This is a genomic window from Plantactinospora sonchi, assembly GCF_036422035.1.
Classification (GTDB): domain Bacteria; phylum Actinomycetota; class Actinomycetes; order Mycobacteriales; family Micromonosporaceae; genus Plantactinospora; species Plantactinospora sonchi.
On the sequence record NZ_JAZGQK010000002.1, the window covers coordinates 119,330 to 135,929 of the forward strand.

Sequence of the window (16,600 nt, forward strand, 5' to 3'; positions counted from 1 at the left end):
GCCCCGAACGCATCGTCCACCCCGTGAGGTGCCGTAATGGAGAAGATCTTCTACTACTTTCTGATCGACGTCCCCCGAGCCATGACGATCTGGGCCGTACTGATGGTTCTGGCCGCGGCCGCGACCGTCGGGCTGATCATGCGCCCGCGTCACTCCGGCACCGGTACGGCTGATCTGGCGGCCGAACCCGGCGGCCCCGGACCTGACGGCGCCACCCCGGTCGGTGCCGAGCCGGCGCTGCGGGCCGAGGAGCAGCGCCGGCGTGCGCTGGCGTCCCGGGCCCTGGAGCTGCACCGTTACGCCGAGGAGGTGACCGTCGCCGCCGAGCGTTCGGCGGTCACCGCGCAGCGGCGCCGCGACGAATGGCTCACCGCGCAGGAGGAGGCCGAGTCGGCCTGGCAGGCGTACGAGGCGGCCGATGTCGCCGCCCGGCGGGTCGCGGCGGCCGCCGTACTGCCCGAACCGCGTACCCCGCGCACCCCGGCCGAGTACGCCGACCGGGAGCGTTACCTGCACCGGGCGGCCATGGCGGCCTGCACCCGCAAGGAACTGTCGGTGCTGCAGTTGAGTGACGCGCTGGCCCACCGCAACGGCTGGGATCCCCGGCGGCACCCGGTCGAGCAGGAGATCGTGCTGCGCAGGACCGTCCGGGACAGCCTGTTCGCCGCGCACCGGGCGGCCACCGAGCGGGAACGGGCCGCGTGGCGGGACGCGGAGGTCGCCGCCGAGGCGGCCCGCAGCCTCCGCGAGGAGGCGTTCGCCGCCACCGCCAAGGCCGAGGAGTTCCGGCGCTGGCTGCCGTCGTCACCGTCGGCCGGGTCGACGGACGGCACGGCCGGCGGCGCGAACGGGCGGGTCCGCCCCGCGGTCCGCTGGCGGGCGGCCCGAGCCGGCTGAGCCGCCTTCCCCGAACCCGGGCCGGCTTTCCGAACCTGGGCCGGCTTCCCGACCCTGGGCTGGCTTCCCGACCCTGGGCGCTCGCCGGGTGCCGGCTCGCGGGGGCGTTGGCTCGGGCTACGACTCGGGGTCCCGGCCGAGGGCCGACCGTCCGCCGTCCACCGGTACGACAGTTCCGGTGACGAAACCCGCGTCGGGGGAGAGCAGGTACGCGACCGTGGCGGCCACCTCGGCCGGCTGACCGATCCGGCCGACCGGATGCAGTTCGCGTAACTCCTGCTCGACACGGCGGGCCACGGCCGGCTCCTGCCGACTGAGGTAACCGGTGTGACGCTCGGTTTCGATCGAGCCGAGGGCGACCGCGTTGACCCGGATGCCGTACCGGCCGTAGTCCACGGCGAGGGCGCGGGTCAGGCCCTCCACCGCGGCCTTCGCCGTCGCGTACGGCAGGCAGCCGGGGACCGGACGTTGGGCCTGGTGCGAGGAGACGTTCACGATCGCCCCCGGGGTGCCGGCGGCGAGCAGGTGGCGGACGGCCGTACCGCAGCCCACGACGGTGGCGTCGAGGTTCAGCGCGATCAGGTCGAGGATCTCCCGGGCCGGGGTGTCGTGGATGGCGGCGTCCCGGAACACGGCCGCGTTGTTGACCCATCCGGTGAAGGTTCCGGCGGCGTCGGCGGCCTCGGCCGCCCGTTCGGCGACGGTCTCGTCGGCGGCGTCGCCGGTCACCGCGACCAGGCGACGCGCCGCCGGGTGCGCGGCGAGCCAGGCCAGCGCGGCGGGGTCGCTTTCGATCACCACGACGTGGTCGTCGCGGCCGAGGAGCCGTTCGACCACCGCCCGCCCGATTCCCCGGCCACCGCCGGTGACCACATAGGACCGTCCTGCTCGGAGCGCGCTGCCGGACTCGACGACGCCGGCCGGGTCAGGGAGGCCGGCCGGGTTGGGGGAGTCGGCCGGATCAGGGGTGGCGACCGGGTCGGCCGCTTCGGGGGAGTTCGGCACCGGCTCACGGTACCGGCCGGCCACGCCAGCCGGCCCTGGTGGCCGGCGGCCGCTGACCGGGTCGGGACCCCGTCGGGCGGTCAGGTCGCGCCGCCGCCCGTCCCTTCCGGCGGAACCGGGTGTCCGACGGCCTCCGCTCGGGACGGTGGCGGTCAGCGACGGGTACGGCGGCGCCAGCCCGGACCGGGATGCCACGACTCGATCACCAGGTGGTCGGCGGGGGTGCCGACGTAGGTGAGCACCACCTCGGTGATGTCGATGCGGAAGAACCCGGCGTCCGGGTACGGGTTGTCGGCGGGCGGCTCGATCGCGACCGCGGTACCGGCGAGCTTCGCGTCCCCGGGCCAGCTCTCCGGGCTCTCCGTGGGTGGTTCGAGGGTCGGGCTGTGGATGGCGATCCGGGGGTCGCGGCGCACGTCCCGCAGTTTCATCGAGCCGCCCATCATGCCGATGGTGACCTCGCCGTCGCCGAACTCCAGTTCCGATGCGCTGATCCGGGGCGAGCCGTCCCGACGCAGCGTGGCGATGGTCTTGTTGGTTCCCGCCGTGAACCGGTCGCGGACCCGGGCGGCGAAGTCGGGCGCGTCCCGTTCGATCTCGTGCCAGCTGGCCACGGTTCTCCTTCCGGTCGGGCCGCTCGGGCCGTGCGCCGGTCCGGTGCGGTCAGTCCTCGACACAGGCGGGATCGTTGACCGAGGTACGGACGCGGTTGAGCAGGCTGTGCAGTTGACCGAGCTGCTCGGCGTCGAGATCGGCGAAGAGGTCGCGTTCGACGTGGTCGACGGCGGTCTCCACCTGCTTTAGTACGGCGGAGCCGGCCGGGGTGATCTCGACGATGTGCCGCCGCCGGTCCGCCGGATCACGGCGCCGCTGCACCAGCCCCTCGTTCTCCAGCTCGTTCAACAGCGTGACGAGGACGCTGGGGTCGACGCGCAGCACGTCGAGCAGGCGCTGCTGGGTCATCGAACCGGTCCCGGCCAGGTGGGTCAGCGTGATCCCGTGTCGTGGGCTGAGCGCGATCGACGAGAGGGCCTGGCGGAGCCGGGAGTTGGCGATCGCGCCGTGCCGGGCGAGGAGGAGGCCGAGCCGCTCGGTCTCGGGCCTGGCACCTCGGGTCATGGCGGTACGGTATCAGGCGGTCATACGATCGGCACCTCTTAATCATTTAGTTTTTTCAACTATCTGCTACCGTCGCGGAGTTCCCCGTCACCGAACCGCCTCCTCGAACGGAGCCCCCATGTTTGTCGGGTACGTCGTCCTGGCCCTGTTGCTCGCGGTCGTCCTCGCCATGTCCGGCTTCGGCAAACTCACCCGGGACCCCAAGATCACCGCCAGCCTGCAGAAGGCAGGTGTGCCGCTGCACTGGTTCCCGCCGTTGGCCGGCTGCGAGATCGCCGGCGCGGTCGGGCTGGTCGTCGGAATCTGGCTGGCCCCGCTGGGCGTCGCGGCCGCGACCGGGGTCACCCTCTACTTCGTCGGCGCCGTCGTCGCCCACCTCCGGGCCCGCGACCTGGCGGGACTGGGCGCTCCGGTTGTCGTACTGGCGGTCGCCGTCGCCACCCTCGTCCTGCGCCTCGCCGCCTGACCACGTACCGGACAATCCGTCCCCAGGAAGATCACCGAAGGTAGGTCATGACCACCGAGAACAGCTGGTTGACCCGGCGGACCGGCATCACGCCGACCGTCGCGCCGACCGAGAAGCTGAGTCCGAAGAGCGTGCTGGACGAGGCGACCCGGCCCACCGCCCCCGAACCGCCGGACGAGGTCGTCTTCACCGCCCGCGGCCGGTACGCCGGTCGGCACCTGGTCGACGTACACGACCACTACCGGGCCGAGTTGCGTCAGGTGCGGGACATCCTGCAGCAGGTCAAGGACGGCACGGCGCAACTCGGCGACGCCCGCGGCCAGCTCAACATGATGACCATCCGGGCCAACGACTGGACGCTCGGCGGGGTCTGTCAGGCCCAGTGCCGTTCGGTGACGACCCACCACACGATGGAGAGCGACGGCATCTTCCCGTACCTGCGGCACCGCCAGCCGGACCTGGCCGCGGTGCTGAACCGGCTGCACGAGGAGCACCTGGCGATCCACCACGTGCTGGAGGGGATCGACGCCGCCCTGGTCCACCTGGCCGCCAACCCCACCGACTACGGACCGATCACCGAGGCGATCGACCTGCTCACCGACACCCTGCTCTCGCACTTCGCCTACGAGGAGCGGGAACTCATCGGTCCGCTGGCCCGGCACGGCTTCTTCGACGGCCAGCTCTGACCGCCGCCCAGCTGTTAGGAAGGGCCCCCTGTACAACCGAAAACGATAGTAGGGGGCCCCTCCTTTCACAGCAGGGTGTGGGCGGTGTGCTCGGCCTGGGAGAGCGCCTCGACCATCCGGTCGGACCGCCGGCCACCCGCGCTGGCCAGCCGGCCGTTCCCGCCCGCACCGCCGCCGATCGTCCGGGCCGCGTCGCGCAGCACCTCCCGGGCCTGTAGTCCCCGGTCCAGCAGGGGCCGGCTCAGGCCGGCGACGAGCTGGGCCTTGCCGTCGTGCCGGGTGGCCAGGACCGCGACCACCGGCTGCGTGTCCGCGACGCGGTCCAGCAGCGACGTCGCCACGGTACGCAGTTCGGCGGCGGTGAGGTCGTCCCGGATCGCGCTGACCAGCCAGCCGTCGCCGCTCGTCCGGCGACCGACGAGCAGTGTCTCGGCGACCGTGTCGAGTTCCCGGTCCCGGTGGCGGCGCAGCGTCTGCTCGGCCTCGGTGAGCGCGCCGAGGCGCTTCGCCAGGGTCGACACCAGCTCCTCCGGCGGCGTACCGACCAGCCGGGTCACCTCGGCGAGCAGTCGCCGCTCGGAGTCCGCGTACCGGAGCGCGTCCCGGCCGGTCAGCGCCTCGATCCGGCGCAGCCCGGCGCCGACCGACGACTCGGTGACGATCCGGACCGGACCGGCCTGGGTGCCGTGCCCCACGTGGGTACCGCCGCACAGCTCCCGGGAGGCGTCGCCGATGTCGATGATCCGGACCTGCTCGCCGTACCGGTCGCCGAAGAACGCGGTGGCGCCGGCCGCCTCCGCCTCGGCCCGGCTCGCGTGCCAGACCCGTACCTCCGGATCGTCCAGCAGGTAGTCGTTGACCAGGGCGCCGATCGTCGACAACTGGGTCTCGTCGACCGGGGAGAAGTGGGCGAAGTCGAACCGCAGCCGGCCGGGCGCGACCAGGGAGCCCTGCTGCCGGGCGTGCTCGCCGAGGGTGCGCCGGAGCATCGCGTGCAGCACGTGGGTCGCCGAGTGGGAACGGGCGGTCGCCGCCCGCCGTTCGCCGTCCAGGACCGCCTCGACGGTCCGACCGGGCCGGAGTTCCCCGCGCCGGACCAGCCCGTCGTGGACGTGCAGGCCGGTGACGCCGTACCGGGTGTCGGTGATCTCCACGAGCGTGCCGTCGGGCAGGCGTACGGTGCCGCTGTCGCCGACCTGGCCGCCGGACTCGGCGTAGAACGGACTGTGCCGCAGCACCAGTTCGACCCGGTCGCCCTCGGCCGCGACCTGGACCGGCCGTCCGTCGACGAGTACGGCGAGCAGTTCGGTCCCGGTGGACATGGTGGACTCGGTGAACAGCTCCGGATAGCCGACGAAGACCGTGGGACCGTGCCGCCCCAGCAGTTCCCGGTACGTCTCCCGGCGCCGCAGCGTCTCCGCGTTCCGGTTCCGGCCGCCGCCCCGGCCACGGCGACGCTGCTCGTCGAGCAGGGTCGCGTACCGCTCCTCGTCGACGGTCAGTCCGGCCGCCTGCGCGACCTCGACGGTGAGTTCGACCGGGAACCCGTACGTGTCGTGGAGTTCGAACGCGGTCTCGCCGTCCAGCCGGGGGAGGCCGCTCCGGCGGGCCCGCCCGATCGCCGCGTCCAGCAGGCGTCCGCCCTGGCGGAGCGTACCGGTGAAGGTCTCCTCCTCGCGGGTGGTGACCGCCGCGATGAGGTCCCGCTGGCTGTCGAGTTCCGGCCATACGCCGCCGAGGTTGTCGACCACGTTGCCGGTCGCCGCGGCCAGCACCGGTTCGGTGATGCCGAGGGTACGGGCGTGCCGGACCGCCCGGCGCATCAGCCGGCGCAGCACGTAGCCCCGACCCTCGTTGCCGGGCAGCACCCCGTCGGCGATCAGGAACGCCACGGTCCGGGCGTGTTCGGTGACCACCTGGAACGAGACGGAACCGGGGCTGCCGTCGCGGCCCGGGAACGGCCGCCCGGCCAGTTCCTGCACCAGGCCGAGGGTGGGGGCGAGCAGGTCGGTCTCGCAGACCGTCCCGACGTCCTGCAGGATCGCGGCGAGGCGGTCCATCCCGAGTCCGGTGTCGATGTTGCGGGTGGGCAGTTCGCCGAGGATCGGGAAGTCCTCCTTGCCGTCGCCCTCGCCCCGCAGGTGCTGCATGAAGACCAGGTTCCAGAGTTCGATGTAGCGCTCGTCGTTCGCCGCCGGGCCACCCTCGGCACCGAAGGCGGGACCCCGGTCGTAGCAGAGTTCCGCGGACGGGCCGGACGGGCCGGGCACCCCCATCGACCAGTAGTTGTCGGCCATGCCGAGGCGCTGGATCCGGGACTCCGGTATGCCGATCCGCCGCCACAGCGCCGCGGACTCGTGGTCGTCGTGGTGGACGGTGGCCCAGAGCCGTCCGGGGTCCAGGCCGTAGTGCCGGGTGAACAACTCCCACGCGTACGCCATCGCCTCGGCTTTGAAGTAGTCGCCGAAGGAGAAGTTGCCGAGCATCTCGAAGAAGGTGGCGTGCCGGGCGGTCCGGCCGACGTTGTTGATGTCGTTGGTCCGTACGCACTTCTGCACGCTGGTCAGCCGGCTGTGCGGTGGCCGTTCCTCGCCGAGGAAGTACGGCTTGAACTGGTTCATCCCGGCGATGGTGAGCAGCAGCGTCGGATCGGTGGGGATCAGCGGACCCGACGGGACCCGCAGGTGGTCCCGGTCGGTGAAGTAGTCGAGGAAGGTCTGGCGGATGTCGGTGGATCGCATGGCACTGTCCTTGTCGGACGGTGGCGAGCGCGCACCGGAGCCCGTGGCGGCGGGTGGCCGGGGTCACGGGTCCTCGCGGTGCCCGTCCAGGGCGCGTTCGCACGGCTGACGGGGCCGGAAGCAGGTGCGCCGAGCCAGGCCGAGGGGCTCAGGCGAGGACGCTGTCCTCGTTCCCCAGCTCGGCGTGGCTAGCTCGCCGTCCTGCCGTGGGCATCCGTGTCTCTCCGGTCGACTCGGTGCGGGTCGGCTCCGCCGCCTGGCGGTCCGTCCCTCGGGGACGTCCTGGCGGGCCGACGACCTGCGCGGCGAGCTTATCTCGGGAGGCGGCGGAGCGCGACCCGTTACCAGCTGTCAAGAGTTCCTTGACGGTCCTGCCCTGTCAGGTCTAGCCTGACAACATGGAACAACTTGTGACGTCCGCGCTGCGCCTCGACGTGACCGGCGCGGCCGAGGCGTGCGTCAGCGCCGCGGTGAACGAGGCGAGCCGTCAGGCCGACCTGCTGATCGGCCCCCGCCCCCTGCCCGGCACCCCGGAGTGGTCGGCCGAGCAGGCCGGGGAGGTGGGCCGGCACCGGGAGGTGGCCGGCCAGCTGCTGCACTTCCGGATCGTCCTGGCCACCGGGGTCGACCCGCTCGGCAGTGTGGTCGGGCTGCGTCGGTGGGGGGTCACCTGGGAGCTGATCGCGCGCGCCGCCGGGGTGAGCCGACAGGCCGCGCACGAACGCTGGGGCCGCCGGGTCCGACAGGTCCTCGACCCGTACGGGACGGGGGAGCTGGGTGGACCGGTGGCGGATGATGAGGCCGATCTGATGTAGCGTCGACATCCTATAACCCTATGGGGGTTATAGTGTCCTCCCAGGGGCCGGTGGCCAGGAGGAGGGGCGATGCCGAAGATCAACGTTTATCTGCCCGACGAGTTGGCGGAGGCGGTCAGGGCTTCCGGCGTGCCGGTCTCGGCCGTCTGCCAGCGCGCCCTGGAACAGGCGGTGCGGCGGGTCACCGCCATCCGGGAGACCGCCCTGGTCGACCTCGACGACGCCGACCTGGCCGCGCGGCTGCCGCGTTTCACCGAGCGGGCCCGGGTGACGGTCAAACTCGCGGTCGAGCGGGCCCGCGCGGACGGCACGCCGGGTGTCGGCACGGGGCACCTGCTCGGCGGTCTGCTCGCCGAAGGGGGCAACCTCGCGTTGCACGTGCTGCGGGTCGAGGAGATTGAGCCCGAGCGGGTGGGACAGGCCCTCGCCGGGCGCACGACGGCGGAACCCGGCCTCGACCCGGGCACGTCGCCGCACTTCACCAGCCCGGCGGCCAACGCCCTGGAACTCGCGGTCACCGAGGCGACCGCGTTCGGTCACAACTACGTCGGCTGCGAACATCTGCTGCTGGGGCTGATCGGCGAGCCGGAGGGCACCGCCGGTCAGGTGCTCCGCTCGCTCGGCGCCGAGTTGCGACTGACCCGCCGGGCCGTCGCCGCGGCGCTGGCCGGATACGTACACCTGCGGGCCCAGACCGGACAGTCCACCGCTCCGGCCGGCGAGACGGCGACGGCCACCGCCGCGGCGAGCGCGGCCGGGGCGCCGACGGTTGCCGGTGCGGCGCCGTCGGCCGGACCGGGTGCCGGGGCCGCCGTCGGCCCGGCGCAGGTCGCCGGCATGCTCGCCGCCGCGATCCGGCAGGAACTCCAGCCTGTCGTCGCCCGCCTCGAACGCCTCGAGCGGCGGGCCGGCCTCACCGCCGACGAGTGACCGTGACGGCCCGACCCGACCGGTGGGCGTCGCGCCCGGCGCTCCGGGGCCGCGCGGCGGCGTTGCTGCTGTTCCTGCTGCTCGTCCTACCGCTGTTGACCGAGAGACCGTAGCTCCGGACCAGGTGCGGAGCGGACGAGAGGAGCCGGACGTGGACAGGCGGGTGCTGTTGCTGGCGACCGGGGACACCATCGCGTACTCGACCGGGGCGGGTCGGGAGGGGGTCGCGTCCGGTGCGCGACTGCTCGCCGACGTACCGGAGACGCGGCGTGCCGCACGGGTGGTCGTCGAGGACGTACCGGCCGAGCCGAGTTGGGACATGTCAACCGCGACGATGCTGGCCCTGGCCCGCCGGGCCCGGAGCGCGCTCGTCGACGACGGCTTCGACGGGGTGGTGGTCAGCCACGGCACCGACACGCTGGAGGAGACCGCGTACCTCACCGACCTGGTGGCCGGGGCGGCGGTGTCACGCGGGGCGATTGTCTTCACCGGTGCGGTACGCCAGCGTGACGCGCTCTCCGCGGACGGCCCGCGCAACCTGGCCTCGTCGACAGCCGCGGCCGCGGACCCGGCGCTGCGTGGGGCCGGTGTGCTGGCCTGCCTCGACGACGAACTGCACGCCGCGCGTTGGGTCGGCGCGGTCGACGCCAGCACGGTACGGGCGTTCTCCTCGGCGCCGTACCCGCCGCTCGGGCGGGTGGTCGACGCTCCCGGCGAGCGGGCCGGATTCCGGGTGGAACTGGTCGGCAGCCCACCACCCCGGCCCCCCGAAGCGTACGGCGAACCGGAGACCGGGGTCGCGTTGATCAAGACGTACCCGGGCATGGAGGCCGAGGTGCTCACTGCGGTCGTCGACGCGGGTGCGCGGGGTGTCGTACTGGAGGGGACCGGCTCGGGCAACATCCCGGTCAGTCTCTTCGCCGCCATCGGCGACCTGCTGGAGTGGGACATTCCGGTGGTGGTCGCCTCGCGGTGCCGTACCCGGGAGGTCGACCTGACGGAACTGCCGCCGCCGGCCGGACTCGCCGGCCGGCTGGGTGCGATCGGCGCCCGGGGTCTGCCCGCCGGCAAGGCCCGGTACGCCCTGATGGTCGCGCTCGGCGGGGCGACCCGGTTCGGCGGCGGGGTGGCGGCGGCCCGCGACTGGTTCCACCGGTTCGGATCGGCGACGGACGAGCGCCCGGCCTGACCATCGTCCGGGGTCGATGCGGTGACCCGGGATTCGCGTAGGCTGCTCCGGTGACGACCGGTACGGCACCACAGGCCCCACGGGAGGGGCGGGGTCGGGTGCTGACGGTGGCGAAGATCGCCCGGCTGGCCGGGGTTTCCGCGCCGACGGTGTCCCGGGTCCTCAACGGACAGACCGGGGTGGCACTGGAGACCCGGCAACGGGTCGAGGCGGTGCTCCGCGAGCACGGCTACCGGCGTCCGGGCGGGGCCAGCTCGATCGCGGTACTGGAGCTGGTCTTCCACGCGCTGGAGAGTCTCTGGGCGTTGGAGATCATCCGAGGGGTCGAGAAGGTCGCCCGCGAGCACGACCTGGCCGTCGTCCTGACCGAGATGCAGGGGCGGCTCACCCCGGGGCGGGCGTGGACCGAGCAGGTGCTGACCCGTCGTCCGACCGGCGTGATCGCGGTCTTCTCCGAGCTGACCGTCGCCCAGCAGTCGCAACTGGCCACCCGGTCGATTCCGCTGGTCGTACTCGATCCGACCGGTGAGCCGCTGCACCAGACGCCGTCGGTCGGGGCGACGAACTGGAACGGTGGCCTGGCCGCCACCCGGCACCTGCTCGACCTCGGGCACCGGCGGATCGCCATGCTCAGCGGGCCGACGGAGTGGCCCTGCTGCCGGGCCCGTCTGGACGGCTACCGGGCGGCGATGGACGCCGCCGACGTACCGCTCGATCCCGAACTGGTCAGGATCAGCACCCTGTACGTCGAGGGCGGGCTGGCCGACGGCCGGGCCCTGCTGCGGCTGCCGGATCCACCCACGGCGATCTTCACCGCGAACGACCTTCAGGCGCTGGGGGTGTACGAGGCGGCCCGGCTCGACGGCGTCCGGATCCCCGAGGAGCTGAGTGTGGTCGGTTTCGACGACCTCTCCTTCACCCGGTGGTCCGGGCCGCCGATGACCACGGTCCGCCAGCCGTTGGAACGGATGGGTGCGACCGCGGCCCGCATGATCATCGAACTCGCGGCCGGCCGACCGCTGGAGCAGCACCGGGTGGAACTCGCCACCGAGCTGGTGGTCCGGGAGAGCACCGCCGCGCCGTCGGAGTGCTGATCCGCTGAGTCGCCGGACGGGGGAGGCCCGTTCACCGGCCATTCTCATAGTCAGGTCCGTCTATCTATTGTGCGCCGAAACATTCCCATCCATACTTCGAAATGTTTCGGGATGATGGTCGGCCGATGACCGCCTCGTTGCCCGACGGTCGCCCGGTCCACCGGCGACCCTCGGCTCGACCCGGTGGCGGACCGTTGCCGGCGGCTCAGGCGTCAGGAAGGAACAGAACGGATGAGACGGCTCGTACAAGCGATCGGCGCCGCCGGGGTGGCGGTGGCCATGGCGGTCCTGGGCCTGGTGGTCGCCACCCCGGCATCGGCGGCCACGCTGACCGAGGTGACCAACTTCGGTACCAACCCCAGCAACCTGCGCATGCACCTCTACGTACCGGACCGGCTCGCGGCGCGTCCCGGAATCCTGGTCGCGATCCACTACTGCACCGGCACCGGCCAGGCGTTCTACTCCGGCACCCAGTACGCCTCGCTGGCGGACCGGTACGGCTACATCGTCATCTACCCCACGGCCACCCGCAGCAGCCAGTGCTTCGACGTCTACTCGCCCCAGGCGCTGCGCCGCGACGGGGGCAGCGACCCGGTCGGCATCCTCTCCATGGTCCGGTACGTCCAGCAGCGCTACAGCACCGACACCTCCCGGGTCTTCGCCACCGGTACCTCCTCCGGCGCGATGATGACCAACGTGCTGCTCGGCAACTACCCGGACGTCTTCGCCGCCGGAGCCGCCTTCGCCGGGGTGCCGCACAGCTGCTTCGCGACCAACGGCTCGGGAGAGTGGAACAGTCAGTGCGCCAACGGCCAGATCATCCGCAGCGCCCAGGAGTGGGGTAACGCGGTCCGGTCCGCGTACCCGGGCTACACCGGTCGCTACCCGCGGATGCAGCTCTGGCACGGCACCAACGACGAGACGTTGCGCTACCCCAACTTCGGCGAGGAGATCAAGCAGTGGACCAACGTCCACGGCCTGAGCCAGACGCCGACCTTCACCGACACGCCGCAGTCCGGCTACACCCGCACCCGGTACGGCGGCAGCGGGCCGCAGGCGCCGGTCGAGGCGATCAGCATGCAGGGCGTGTCGCACAACCTGCCGGTCAACGCGGCTGAGGCGATCCGGTTCTTCGGCCTGGACCAGGCGAACCCGACGAATCCGCCGACGAACCCGCCCACCAACCCTCCGACCAACCCGCCCACCAACCCGCCCACCAACCCGCCGACGAACCCTCCGACCAACCCGCCCACGAACCCGCCGTCCAGCTGCGCGGTCAGCTACGGCGTCAACGCCTGGAACAGCGGCCTGACCGCGTCGGTGACCATCGCGAACCGGGGAACCAGCGCGATCAACGGTTGGAGTCTCGCCTTCACCCTGCCCTCCGGGCAGACCATCACCTCGGGGTGGAACGCCTCGTACAGCCCGACGAGCGGCGCGGTGACCGCACGCAACGTCAACTACAACGGCACCATCGCGCCGAACGCCTCGGTGAGTATCGGGTTCCAGGCCACCCACACCGGTAACACCGGCCGACCCAGCTCCTTCACGCTCAACGGAGCCACCTGCACGGTGAGTTGATTCCGGCCCTGGCGGCGCCGGTCCGGCGCCGCCAGGCGAACCCACACAGACAACCGCGCGGGGCGGGGGAGGTGGTGCCGGCGGCGTGTCAGGCCCCGGGACAACCGGGGTGCTGGTTCCTGCTGAACAGAACCGGTCACCTCAGCGGCGGTACCGGACCGTCCGGGCATGTGCGGTGAAGCCGAGGGCGGCGTAGACCTGCTTCGGTATCGGATAGCCGTCGTCACCACGCGAACTGACCAGAGCGGTGCGGGCACCGGCCGCCCGGAACGCCCGCAGCACGGCGACGATCGTGGCCCGGGCCAGGCCCTGACCCCGGAACTCGGCGAGCGTACCGACCGGCTCCAGCGCGCCGACCCGGTTGACCTCGTCGTACCAGCCCAGGCAGTAGGCGACGAAGCGGCCGTCGGGCGCCTCGACCACCATGTCGAACTCCGACCGGTACGGCCACCCGGCACTGACGTTGCGGAAACGCTCGTCGGTGACCCGGGAGGGGTGCCAGACCTCCCGGTGCACGGTGACCCGACGGACCAGGTCGGCTTCGCCGCGTACCGGTCGTACCGTCAGGCCGGCCGGCAACCGCGGCGCCGGGGGCAGTTCGTCGAGGTCCCGGTGGTGGGCGAGCAGGAACGCCCCGGTGCGGTCGGCGGTGTGACCGCGCCGGAGCAGTGCCGCGACCAGGTGTCGTTCGGTGTCGAGCACGGTGGCGGTCAGCGGCCCGGTCGTGACCGTGCCGGCCCAGTCCAGCACCTCGTCGACGAGTTCCGGACGCGCCGGATCGACCAGCAGTGACAGCTCGTTGTCCGGCCGGATCACCCAGCCCCAGGCGAGCACCGAGCCGTCGACCTCCCACCGGGCCATCGGCCACTCCGGCCGGCCGCCGGGGACCTGCGCCAGGTTCCAGGCCAGGTCGCCGACGTGCCATCGGCTGTCCAGGGACCAGATGCGTTGGGCGAACCCGTACAGCGCCGGCAGGTCGTCCGCCCCGACATGGTCGCGTCGCATCTGCACAACCTCCGTCGGACCGGACCGTCCCGCAATCGGATTTCCACCTCCGTGTTTGTTGCCCACGGCTGGCGTCGTTCGGGACCGGATCGGCACCGCGTCGGCGGATGCGTCACTCGGGGCCAGGTCGTGCCGGTTCCACCGTCGCCTGGATCGCCCGCAGGGCGTCGGTGATGTCCCGCGCCGACGGGGCGCGCTCCGGGTCGAGCAGCCACTGCACGCTCAGCCCGGTGATCACGGCCATGACGAGTGCGCCGACCGCCGAGGTCGGTCCGGTCGCGGACGAGCCCGCCACCGTACCGTTCGACACGGCGGCGCCGGGCTGTGGCGTGTCGTCCGCGCCGCCGCCCGGTGGTGTGCCGTTCGCGACCCCGTCCGGTGGAGCGCCGTCCCCGCTTCCGGCCGTGCCGGGGCTGTCGCCCGTGGCCGGGCCGTCGAGGATCAGCGCCGAGAACCCGACCCGGCCGGCGTCGACTGCGGCGGCCAGGCGCTCCCGCAGCTCCGGCTGGTGATCGGTCTGGGTCAGGATGTCGACCGAGGCCGCCCAGAGTGGACGGTGCGCGGTGATCGATCTGATCACACCGGCCCAGATCGCTTCGAGACGGTCCAGCGGGTCTGCTTCCGGATCGAGCGTGACGGCCCGCTCCAGCTCGTCGCCCCACTCGTTCATCACCTCGATCATCGCGGCGGTGAGCAGGGCGTCCTTCGAGCCGAAGTGGTAGCCGATGGAGGCCAGGTTGGTGCCCGAGGCGTCGACGATGTCGCGGGCGGTGGTACGGGCGTAGCCGCGCTCCTGCAGGCAGCGCTTGGCGCCGGCGAGGAGCTGTTCTCGATGACCCACGGTCCGATCCTATCCGAGCAGCTGTACGAGCGTCTTATACAGACGTCCTAGACAAACGTATAAGACGGCCGTACAGTCGCTCTCATGAATCCCTCCCCCCAGATCTCCGGCACCCCCACCGGTGCGCCCGTGCGGTCGGCCGGTTCGACAGCTGTTCGGTCGGCCGGCCCGGCCGCCTCGGGCACGTCGTCGACCAGCCCGGCCCAGCGGCGGCTACGTGACGTCGACGCGCTGCGCAGCTTCGCGCTGTTCGGCATCCTGATCGTCAACATCGCCTTCTTCGCCACCGCGTACCCGTGGCACGGCATCGACGATCCGGCCTACTCCTCCGGCCTCGACGAGGGCGTACGGTGGACCGTCGCGCTGTTGTTCGAGCTGAAGTTCTACCTACTCTTCGCGTTCCTGTTCGGCTACAGCTTCACGCTGCAGATCGACTCCGCAGCCCGACACGGCGCGGCGTTCGTGCCCCGGTTCCTCCGCCGGCTGACCGGCCTGTTCGTGATCGGTGCCGCACACGCGGTACTGCTGTTCCACGGCGACATCCTGACCACGTACGCCGTGCTCGGCCTGGTCCTGCTAGCGGTGCGGAACATCCGGCCGCGTACCGCGCTGATCGTCGCCGGGGTGCTGCTCGGGGTCGTCACCCTGTTCATGACGATGTCCGCGCTGTCCGGCGCCGTCTTCGCCCCCGATCCGGCGGCGGCGGTCGTCGCCGGGCAGCAGTCGACCGAGGCGCTGCGCGGCAACCCCGGCACGGTGATCGTCGAACACCTGCGCTCCATGCCGCAGATGCTCGCCGGACTCGCCAGCCTGCAGGCGCCGGTCGCGATGGCCGCGTTCCTGGTCGGGTTCGCCGCCGGCAAGCGGCGCCTGCTCGCCGACGTGGACCGACACCGTCGGGCGCTGCGGAACCTCCAACTGGTCGGGTACCCGGTCGGCCTGGCCGGTGCGGTCGTGCTCGCCAACACCGGCGGCACCACCGGGCTCAACATGTACGCCGTTGCCCTCACCGTGCTGACCGCCCCGCTGCTGGCCGCCGCGTACGTCGCCAGCCTGCTCCAGTTCTTCCGCAGCCGGGCCGGGCAGCGGGTCGCCGGCGCACTCGCCCCGGCCGGGCGGATGGCGCTGAGCAACTACCTCGGCCAGTCGGTGCTCTGCGCGGTCCTCTTCACCGGTTGGGGCCTCGGGCTGATCGGGCACGTCGCACCGTTGACCGCCGTACTGATCGCTGTGGCGATTTTCCTGATCCAGCTGGTGGCCAGCGCCGGTTGGCTGGCCCGCTACCGGTACGGCCCGGCGGAGTTCTGCCTCCGCGCCCTGACCAACGCCGCCGTACCCGCCTGGCGTCGGAGCAGCTGACCCGGGAACAGCCCCCGCCGACGTGCCAGCACCGGGGGGCACCCCTCACTCGACCTGCCGACGATGTCGACAGGTCGAGCGGGCGTCCGGGCGGCCGGGCGTCTCTGGCAGGCTGGGGCGATGCGACCCCTGCTCGACACCGCGACGCTCGAGTCGTCGGCGGTGGTGGCGAACTCGGCGATGAACCGCGACCGGCAACTCGACGGGGTCAACAGCTACACCCGGGAACTCGGCTTCAACCCGCTCGACTGGCTGCTCACCCGCGCCGACGCCGGGGACAGCGTCCGCGTCGACGCAGCGGACACCGCGCGGCCTGACACCCGGGAGACCGCCGGGGTCGGCTGGCTCGACCTGTGCTGTGGCAGTGGGCGGGCGCTGAACCGGGCCGCGGACCGGCTGCACCGGCTCGGCCGGACCGGTGCGGTGACGCTGACCGGGGTGGATCTCGTCGACTACTTCGAGTCGCCGGTCACCGCCGCCACGGCACCCCGACTGGTCTGCGCCTCCGTCGCCGAGTGGACACCGACCCGGCGGTTCGATCTGATCACCTGCGTACACGGGCTGCACTACGTCGGGGACAAGCTCGGCGTACTGACCCGGGCCGCCGGTTGGCTCACCGACCAGGGGCGGCTCGTCGCCGACCTGGATCTCAGCGCGGTACGACTGGCCGACGGTCAGCCTGCCGGAGCCAGGCTGACCCGGCTGCTCCGTGCCGCCGGCTTCACCGTCGACCGGCGCCGCCACCGGATCAGCCGCAGCGGGCCGGCGACGATCTCGCTCCCGTACCGTTATCTCGGCGCCGACGACCGGGCCGGACCGAACTACACCGGTCAACCCGCGGTCAACTCCTACTACACCGAGACCTGACGCGC

16 protein-coding genes are annotated in these 16,600 nt (G+C 72.3%); 10 read left to right on the forward strand and 6 right to left on the reverse strand.

Annotated elements, in window-relative coordinates; genetic code table 11:
* Positions 1–36 precede the first annotated feature (36 nt).
* The gene (locus V1633_RS02730) at positions 37–897 is read left to right on the forward strand and encodes a hypothetical protein (protein ID WP_331212517.1); all 861 of its coding nucleotides are present in this window, start codon (positions 37–39) and stop codon (positions 895–897) included.
* Positions 898–1,014: 117 nt separating this feature from the next.
* On the opposite strand, the gene V1633_RS02735 is transcribed toward V1633_RS02730, so the two are convergent.
* The 3 genes from V1633_RS02735 to V1633_RS02745 form a co-directional block, all read right to left on the reverse strand.
* A complete protein-coding gene (locus V1633_RS02735) occupies positions 1,015–1,902 on the reverse strand; it encodes an SDR family NAD(P)-dependent oxidoreductase (RefSeq protein ID WP_331212518.1) in 888 nt (295 codons plus the stop codon).
* A gap of 152 nt (positions 1,903–2,054) precedes the next feature.
* Complete coding sequence (locus tag V1633_RS02740; RefSeq protein WP_331212519.1) at positions 2,055–2,516, reverse strand: pyridoxamine 5'-phosphate oxidase family protein; 462 nt, start codon at positions 2,514–2,516, stop codon at positions 2,055–2,057.
* A gap of 49 nt (positions 2,517–2,565) precedes the next feature.
* A complete protein-coding gene (locus V1633_RS02745) occupies positions 2,566–3,021 on the reverse strand; it encodes a MarR family winged helix-turn-helix transcriptional regulator (RefSeq protein ID WP_331212520.1) in 456 nt (151 codons plus the stop codon).
* Between the two features lie 118 nt (positions 3,022–3,139).
* On the opposite strand from V1633_RS02745, the gene V1633_RS02750 reads away from it, so the two are divergent.
* Positions 3,140–3,487, forward strand: a complete 348-nt coding sequence (locus tag V1633_RS02750) for a DoxX family protein (RefSeq protein ID WP_331212521.1) — start codon at positions 3,140–3,142, stop codon at positions 3,485–3,487.
* A gap of 47 nt (positions 3,488–3,534) precedes the next feature.
* Complete coding sequence (locus tag V1633_RS02755; RefSeq protein ID WP_331212522.1) at positions 3,535–4,173, forward strand: hemerythrin domain-containing protein; 639 nt, start codon at positions 3,535–3,537, stop codon at positions 4,171–4,173.
* A gap of 65 nt (positions 4,174–4,238) precedes the next feature.
* Here the strand turns inward: V1633_RS02755 and alaS are convergent, their stop codons facing one another.
* Positions 4,239–6,914, reverse strand: a complete 2,676-nt coding sequence (alaS, locus tag V1633_RS02760) for an alanine--tRNA ligase (RefSeq protein WP_331212523.1) — start codon at positions 6,912–6,914, stop codon at positions 4,239–4,241.
* Between the two features lie 398 nt (positions 6,915–7,312).
* Between alaS and V1633_RS02765 the strand changes: the two genes are divergently transcribed.
* The 5 genes from V1633_RS02765 to V1633_RS37140 all read left to right on the forward strand — a co-directional run bounded on the left by V1633_RS02765 (position 7,313) and on the right by V1633_RS37140 (position 12,523).
* The gene (locus V1633_RS02765; RefSeq protein WP_331212524.1) at positions 7,313–7,729 is read left to right on the forward strand and encodes a hypothetical protein; all 417 of its coding nucleotides are present in this window, start codon (positions 7,313–7,315) and stop codon (positions 7,727–7,729) included.
* A gap of 69 nt (positions 7,730–7,798) precedes the next feature.
* Positions 7,799–8,659 (forward strand): Clp protease N-terminal domain-containing protein, encoded by an 861-nt coding sequence (locus V1633_RS02770; RefSeq protein ID WP_331212525.1) that lies wholly within the window; start codon positions 7,799–7,801, stop codon positions 8,657–8,659.
* 151 nt (positions 8,660–8,810) lie between these two features.
* The gene (locus V1633_RS02775) at positions 8,811–9,848 is read left to right on the forward strand and encodes an asparaginase (protein ID WP_331212526.1); all 1,038 of its coding nucleotides are present in this window, start codon (positions 8,811–8,813) and stop codon (positions 9,846–9,848) included.
* A 50-nt stretch (positions 9,849–9,898) separates the two neighbouring features.
* Positions 9,899–10,942, forward strand: coding sequence for a LacI family DNA-binding transcriptional regulator (locus V1633_RS02780; protein WP_331212527.1), 1,044 nt, complete (start codon positions 9,899–9,901; stop codon positions 10,940–10,942).
* A 231-nt stretch (positions 10,943–11,173) separates the two neighbouring features.
* A complete protein-coding gene (locus V1633_RS37140) occupies positions 11,174–12,523 on the forward strand; it encodes an extracellular catalytic domain type 1 short-chain-length polyhydroxyalkanoate depolymerase (protein ID WP_331212528.1) in 1,350 nt (449 codons plus the stop codon).
* Positions 12,524–12,664: 141 nt separating this feature from the next.
* On the opposite strand, the gene V1633_RS02790 is transcribed toward V1633_RS37140, so the two are convergent.
* Positions 12,665–13,528 (reverse strand): GNAT family N-acetyltransferase, encoded by an 864-nt coding sequence (locus V1633_RS02790; protein ID WP_331212529.1) that lies wholly within the window; start codon positions 13,526–13,528, stop codon positions 12,665–12,667.
* Between the two features lie 112 nt (positions 13,529–13,640).
* Positions 13,641–14,369 carry a TetR/AcrR family transcriptional regulator gene (locus V1633_RS02795; protein ID WP_331212530.1) on the reverse strand — a complete coding sequence of 243 codons (729 nt, stop codon included), beginning with the start codon at positions 14,367–14,369 and terminating at the stop codon, positions 13,641–13,643.
* An 84-nt stretch (positions 14,370–14,453) separates the two neighbouring features.
* Here V1633_RS02795 and V1633_RS02800 point away from each other — a divergent pair, with 84 nt between their 5' ends.
* A complete protein-coding gene (locus V1633_RS02800) occupies positions 14,454–15,728 on the forward strand; it encodes a DUF418 domain-containing protein (RefSeq protein WP_331212531.1) in 1,275 nt (424 codons plus the stop codon).
* A gap of 120 nt (positions 15,729–15,848) precedes the next feature.
* On the forward strand, positions 15,849–16,595 hold the full coding sequence (locus tag V1633_RS02805) for a class I SAM-dependent methyltransferase (RefSeq protein ID WP_331212532.1): 747 nt from the start codon (positions 15,849–15,851) through the stop codon (positions 16,593–16,595).
* Positions 16,596–16,600 lie beyond the last annotated feature (5 nt).

Excerpts from the sequence above, each read along its gene's own strand:
- V1633_RS02730 (WP_331212517.1), top strand. The coding sequence starts at position 37 with ATGGAGAAGATCTTCTACTACTTTCTGATCGACGTCCCCCGAGCCATG.
- V1633_RS02745 (WP_331212520.1), bottom strand. The coding sequence starts at position 3,021 with ATGACCCGAGGTGCCAGGCCCGAGACCGAGCGGCTCGGCCTCCTCCTC.
- V1633_RS02750 (WP_331212521.1), top strand. The coding sequence starts at position 3,140 with ATGTTTGTCGGGTACGTCGTCCTGGCCCTGTTGCTCGCGGTCGTCCTC.
- V1633_RS02755 (WP_331212522.1), top strand. The coding sequence starts at position 3,535 with ATGACCACCGAGAACAGCTGGTTGACCCGGCGGACCGGCATCACGCCG.
- alaS (WP_331212523.1), bottom strand. The coding sequence starts at position 6,914 with ATGCGATCCACCGACATCCGCCAGACCTTCCTCGACTACTTCACCGAC.
- V1633_RS02765 (WP_331212524.1), top strand. The coding sequence starts at position 7,313 with ATGGAACAACTTGTGACGTCCGCGCTGCGCCTCGACGTGACCGGCGCG.
- V1633_RS02770 (WP_331212525.1), top strand. The coding sequence starts at position 7,799 with ATGCCGAAGATCAACGTTTATCTGCCCGACGAGTTGGCGGAGGCGGTC.
- V1633_RS37140 (WP_331212528.1), top strand. The coding sequence starts at position 11,174 with ATGAGACGGCTCGTACAAGCGATCGGCGCCGCCGGGGTGGCGGTGGCC.
- V1633_RS02790 (WP_331212529.1), bottom strand. The coding sequence starts at position 13,528 with ATGCGACGCGACCATGTCGGGGCGGACGACCTGCCGGCGCTGTACGGG.
- V1633_RS02800 (WP_331212531.1), top strand. The coding sequence starts at position 14,454 with ATGAATCCCTCCCCCCAGATCTCCGGCACCCCCACCGGTGCGCCCGTG.
- V1633_RS02805 (WP_331212532.1), top strand. The coding sequence starts at position 15,849 with ATGCGACCCCTGCTCGACACCGCGACGCTCGAGTCGTCGGCGGTGGTG.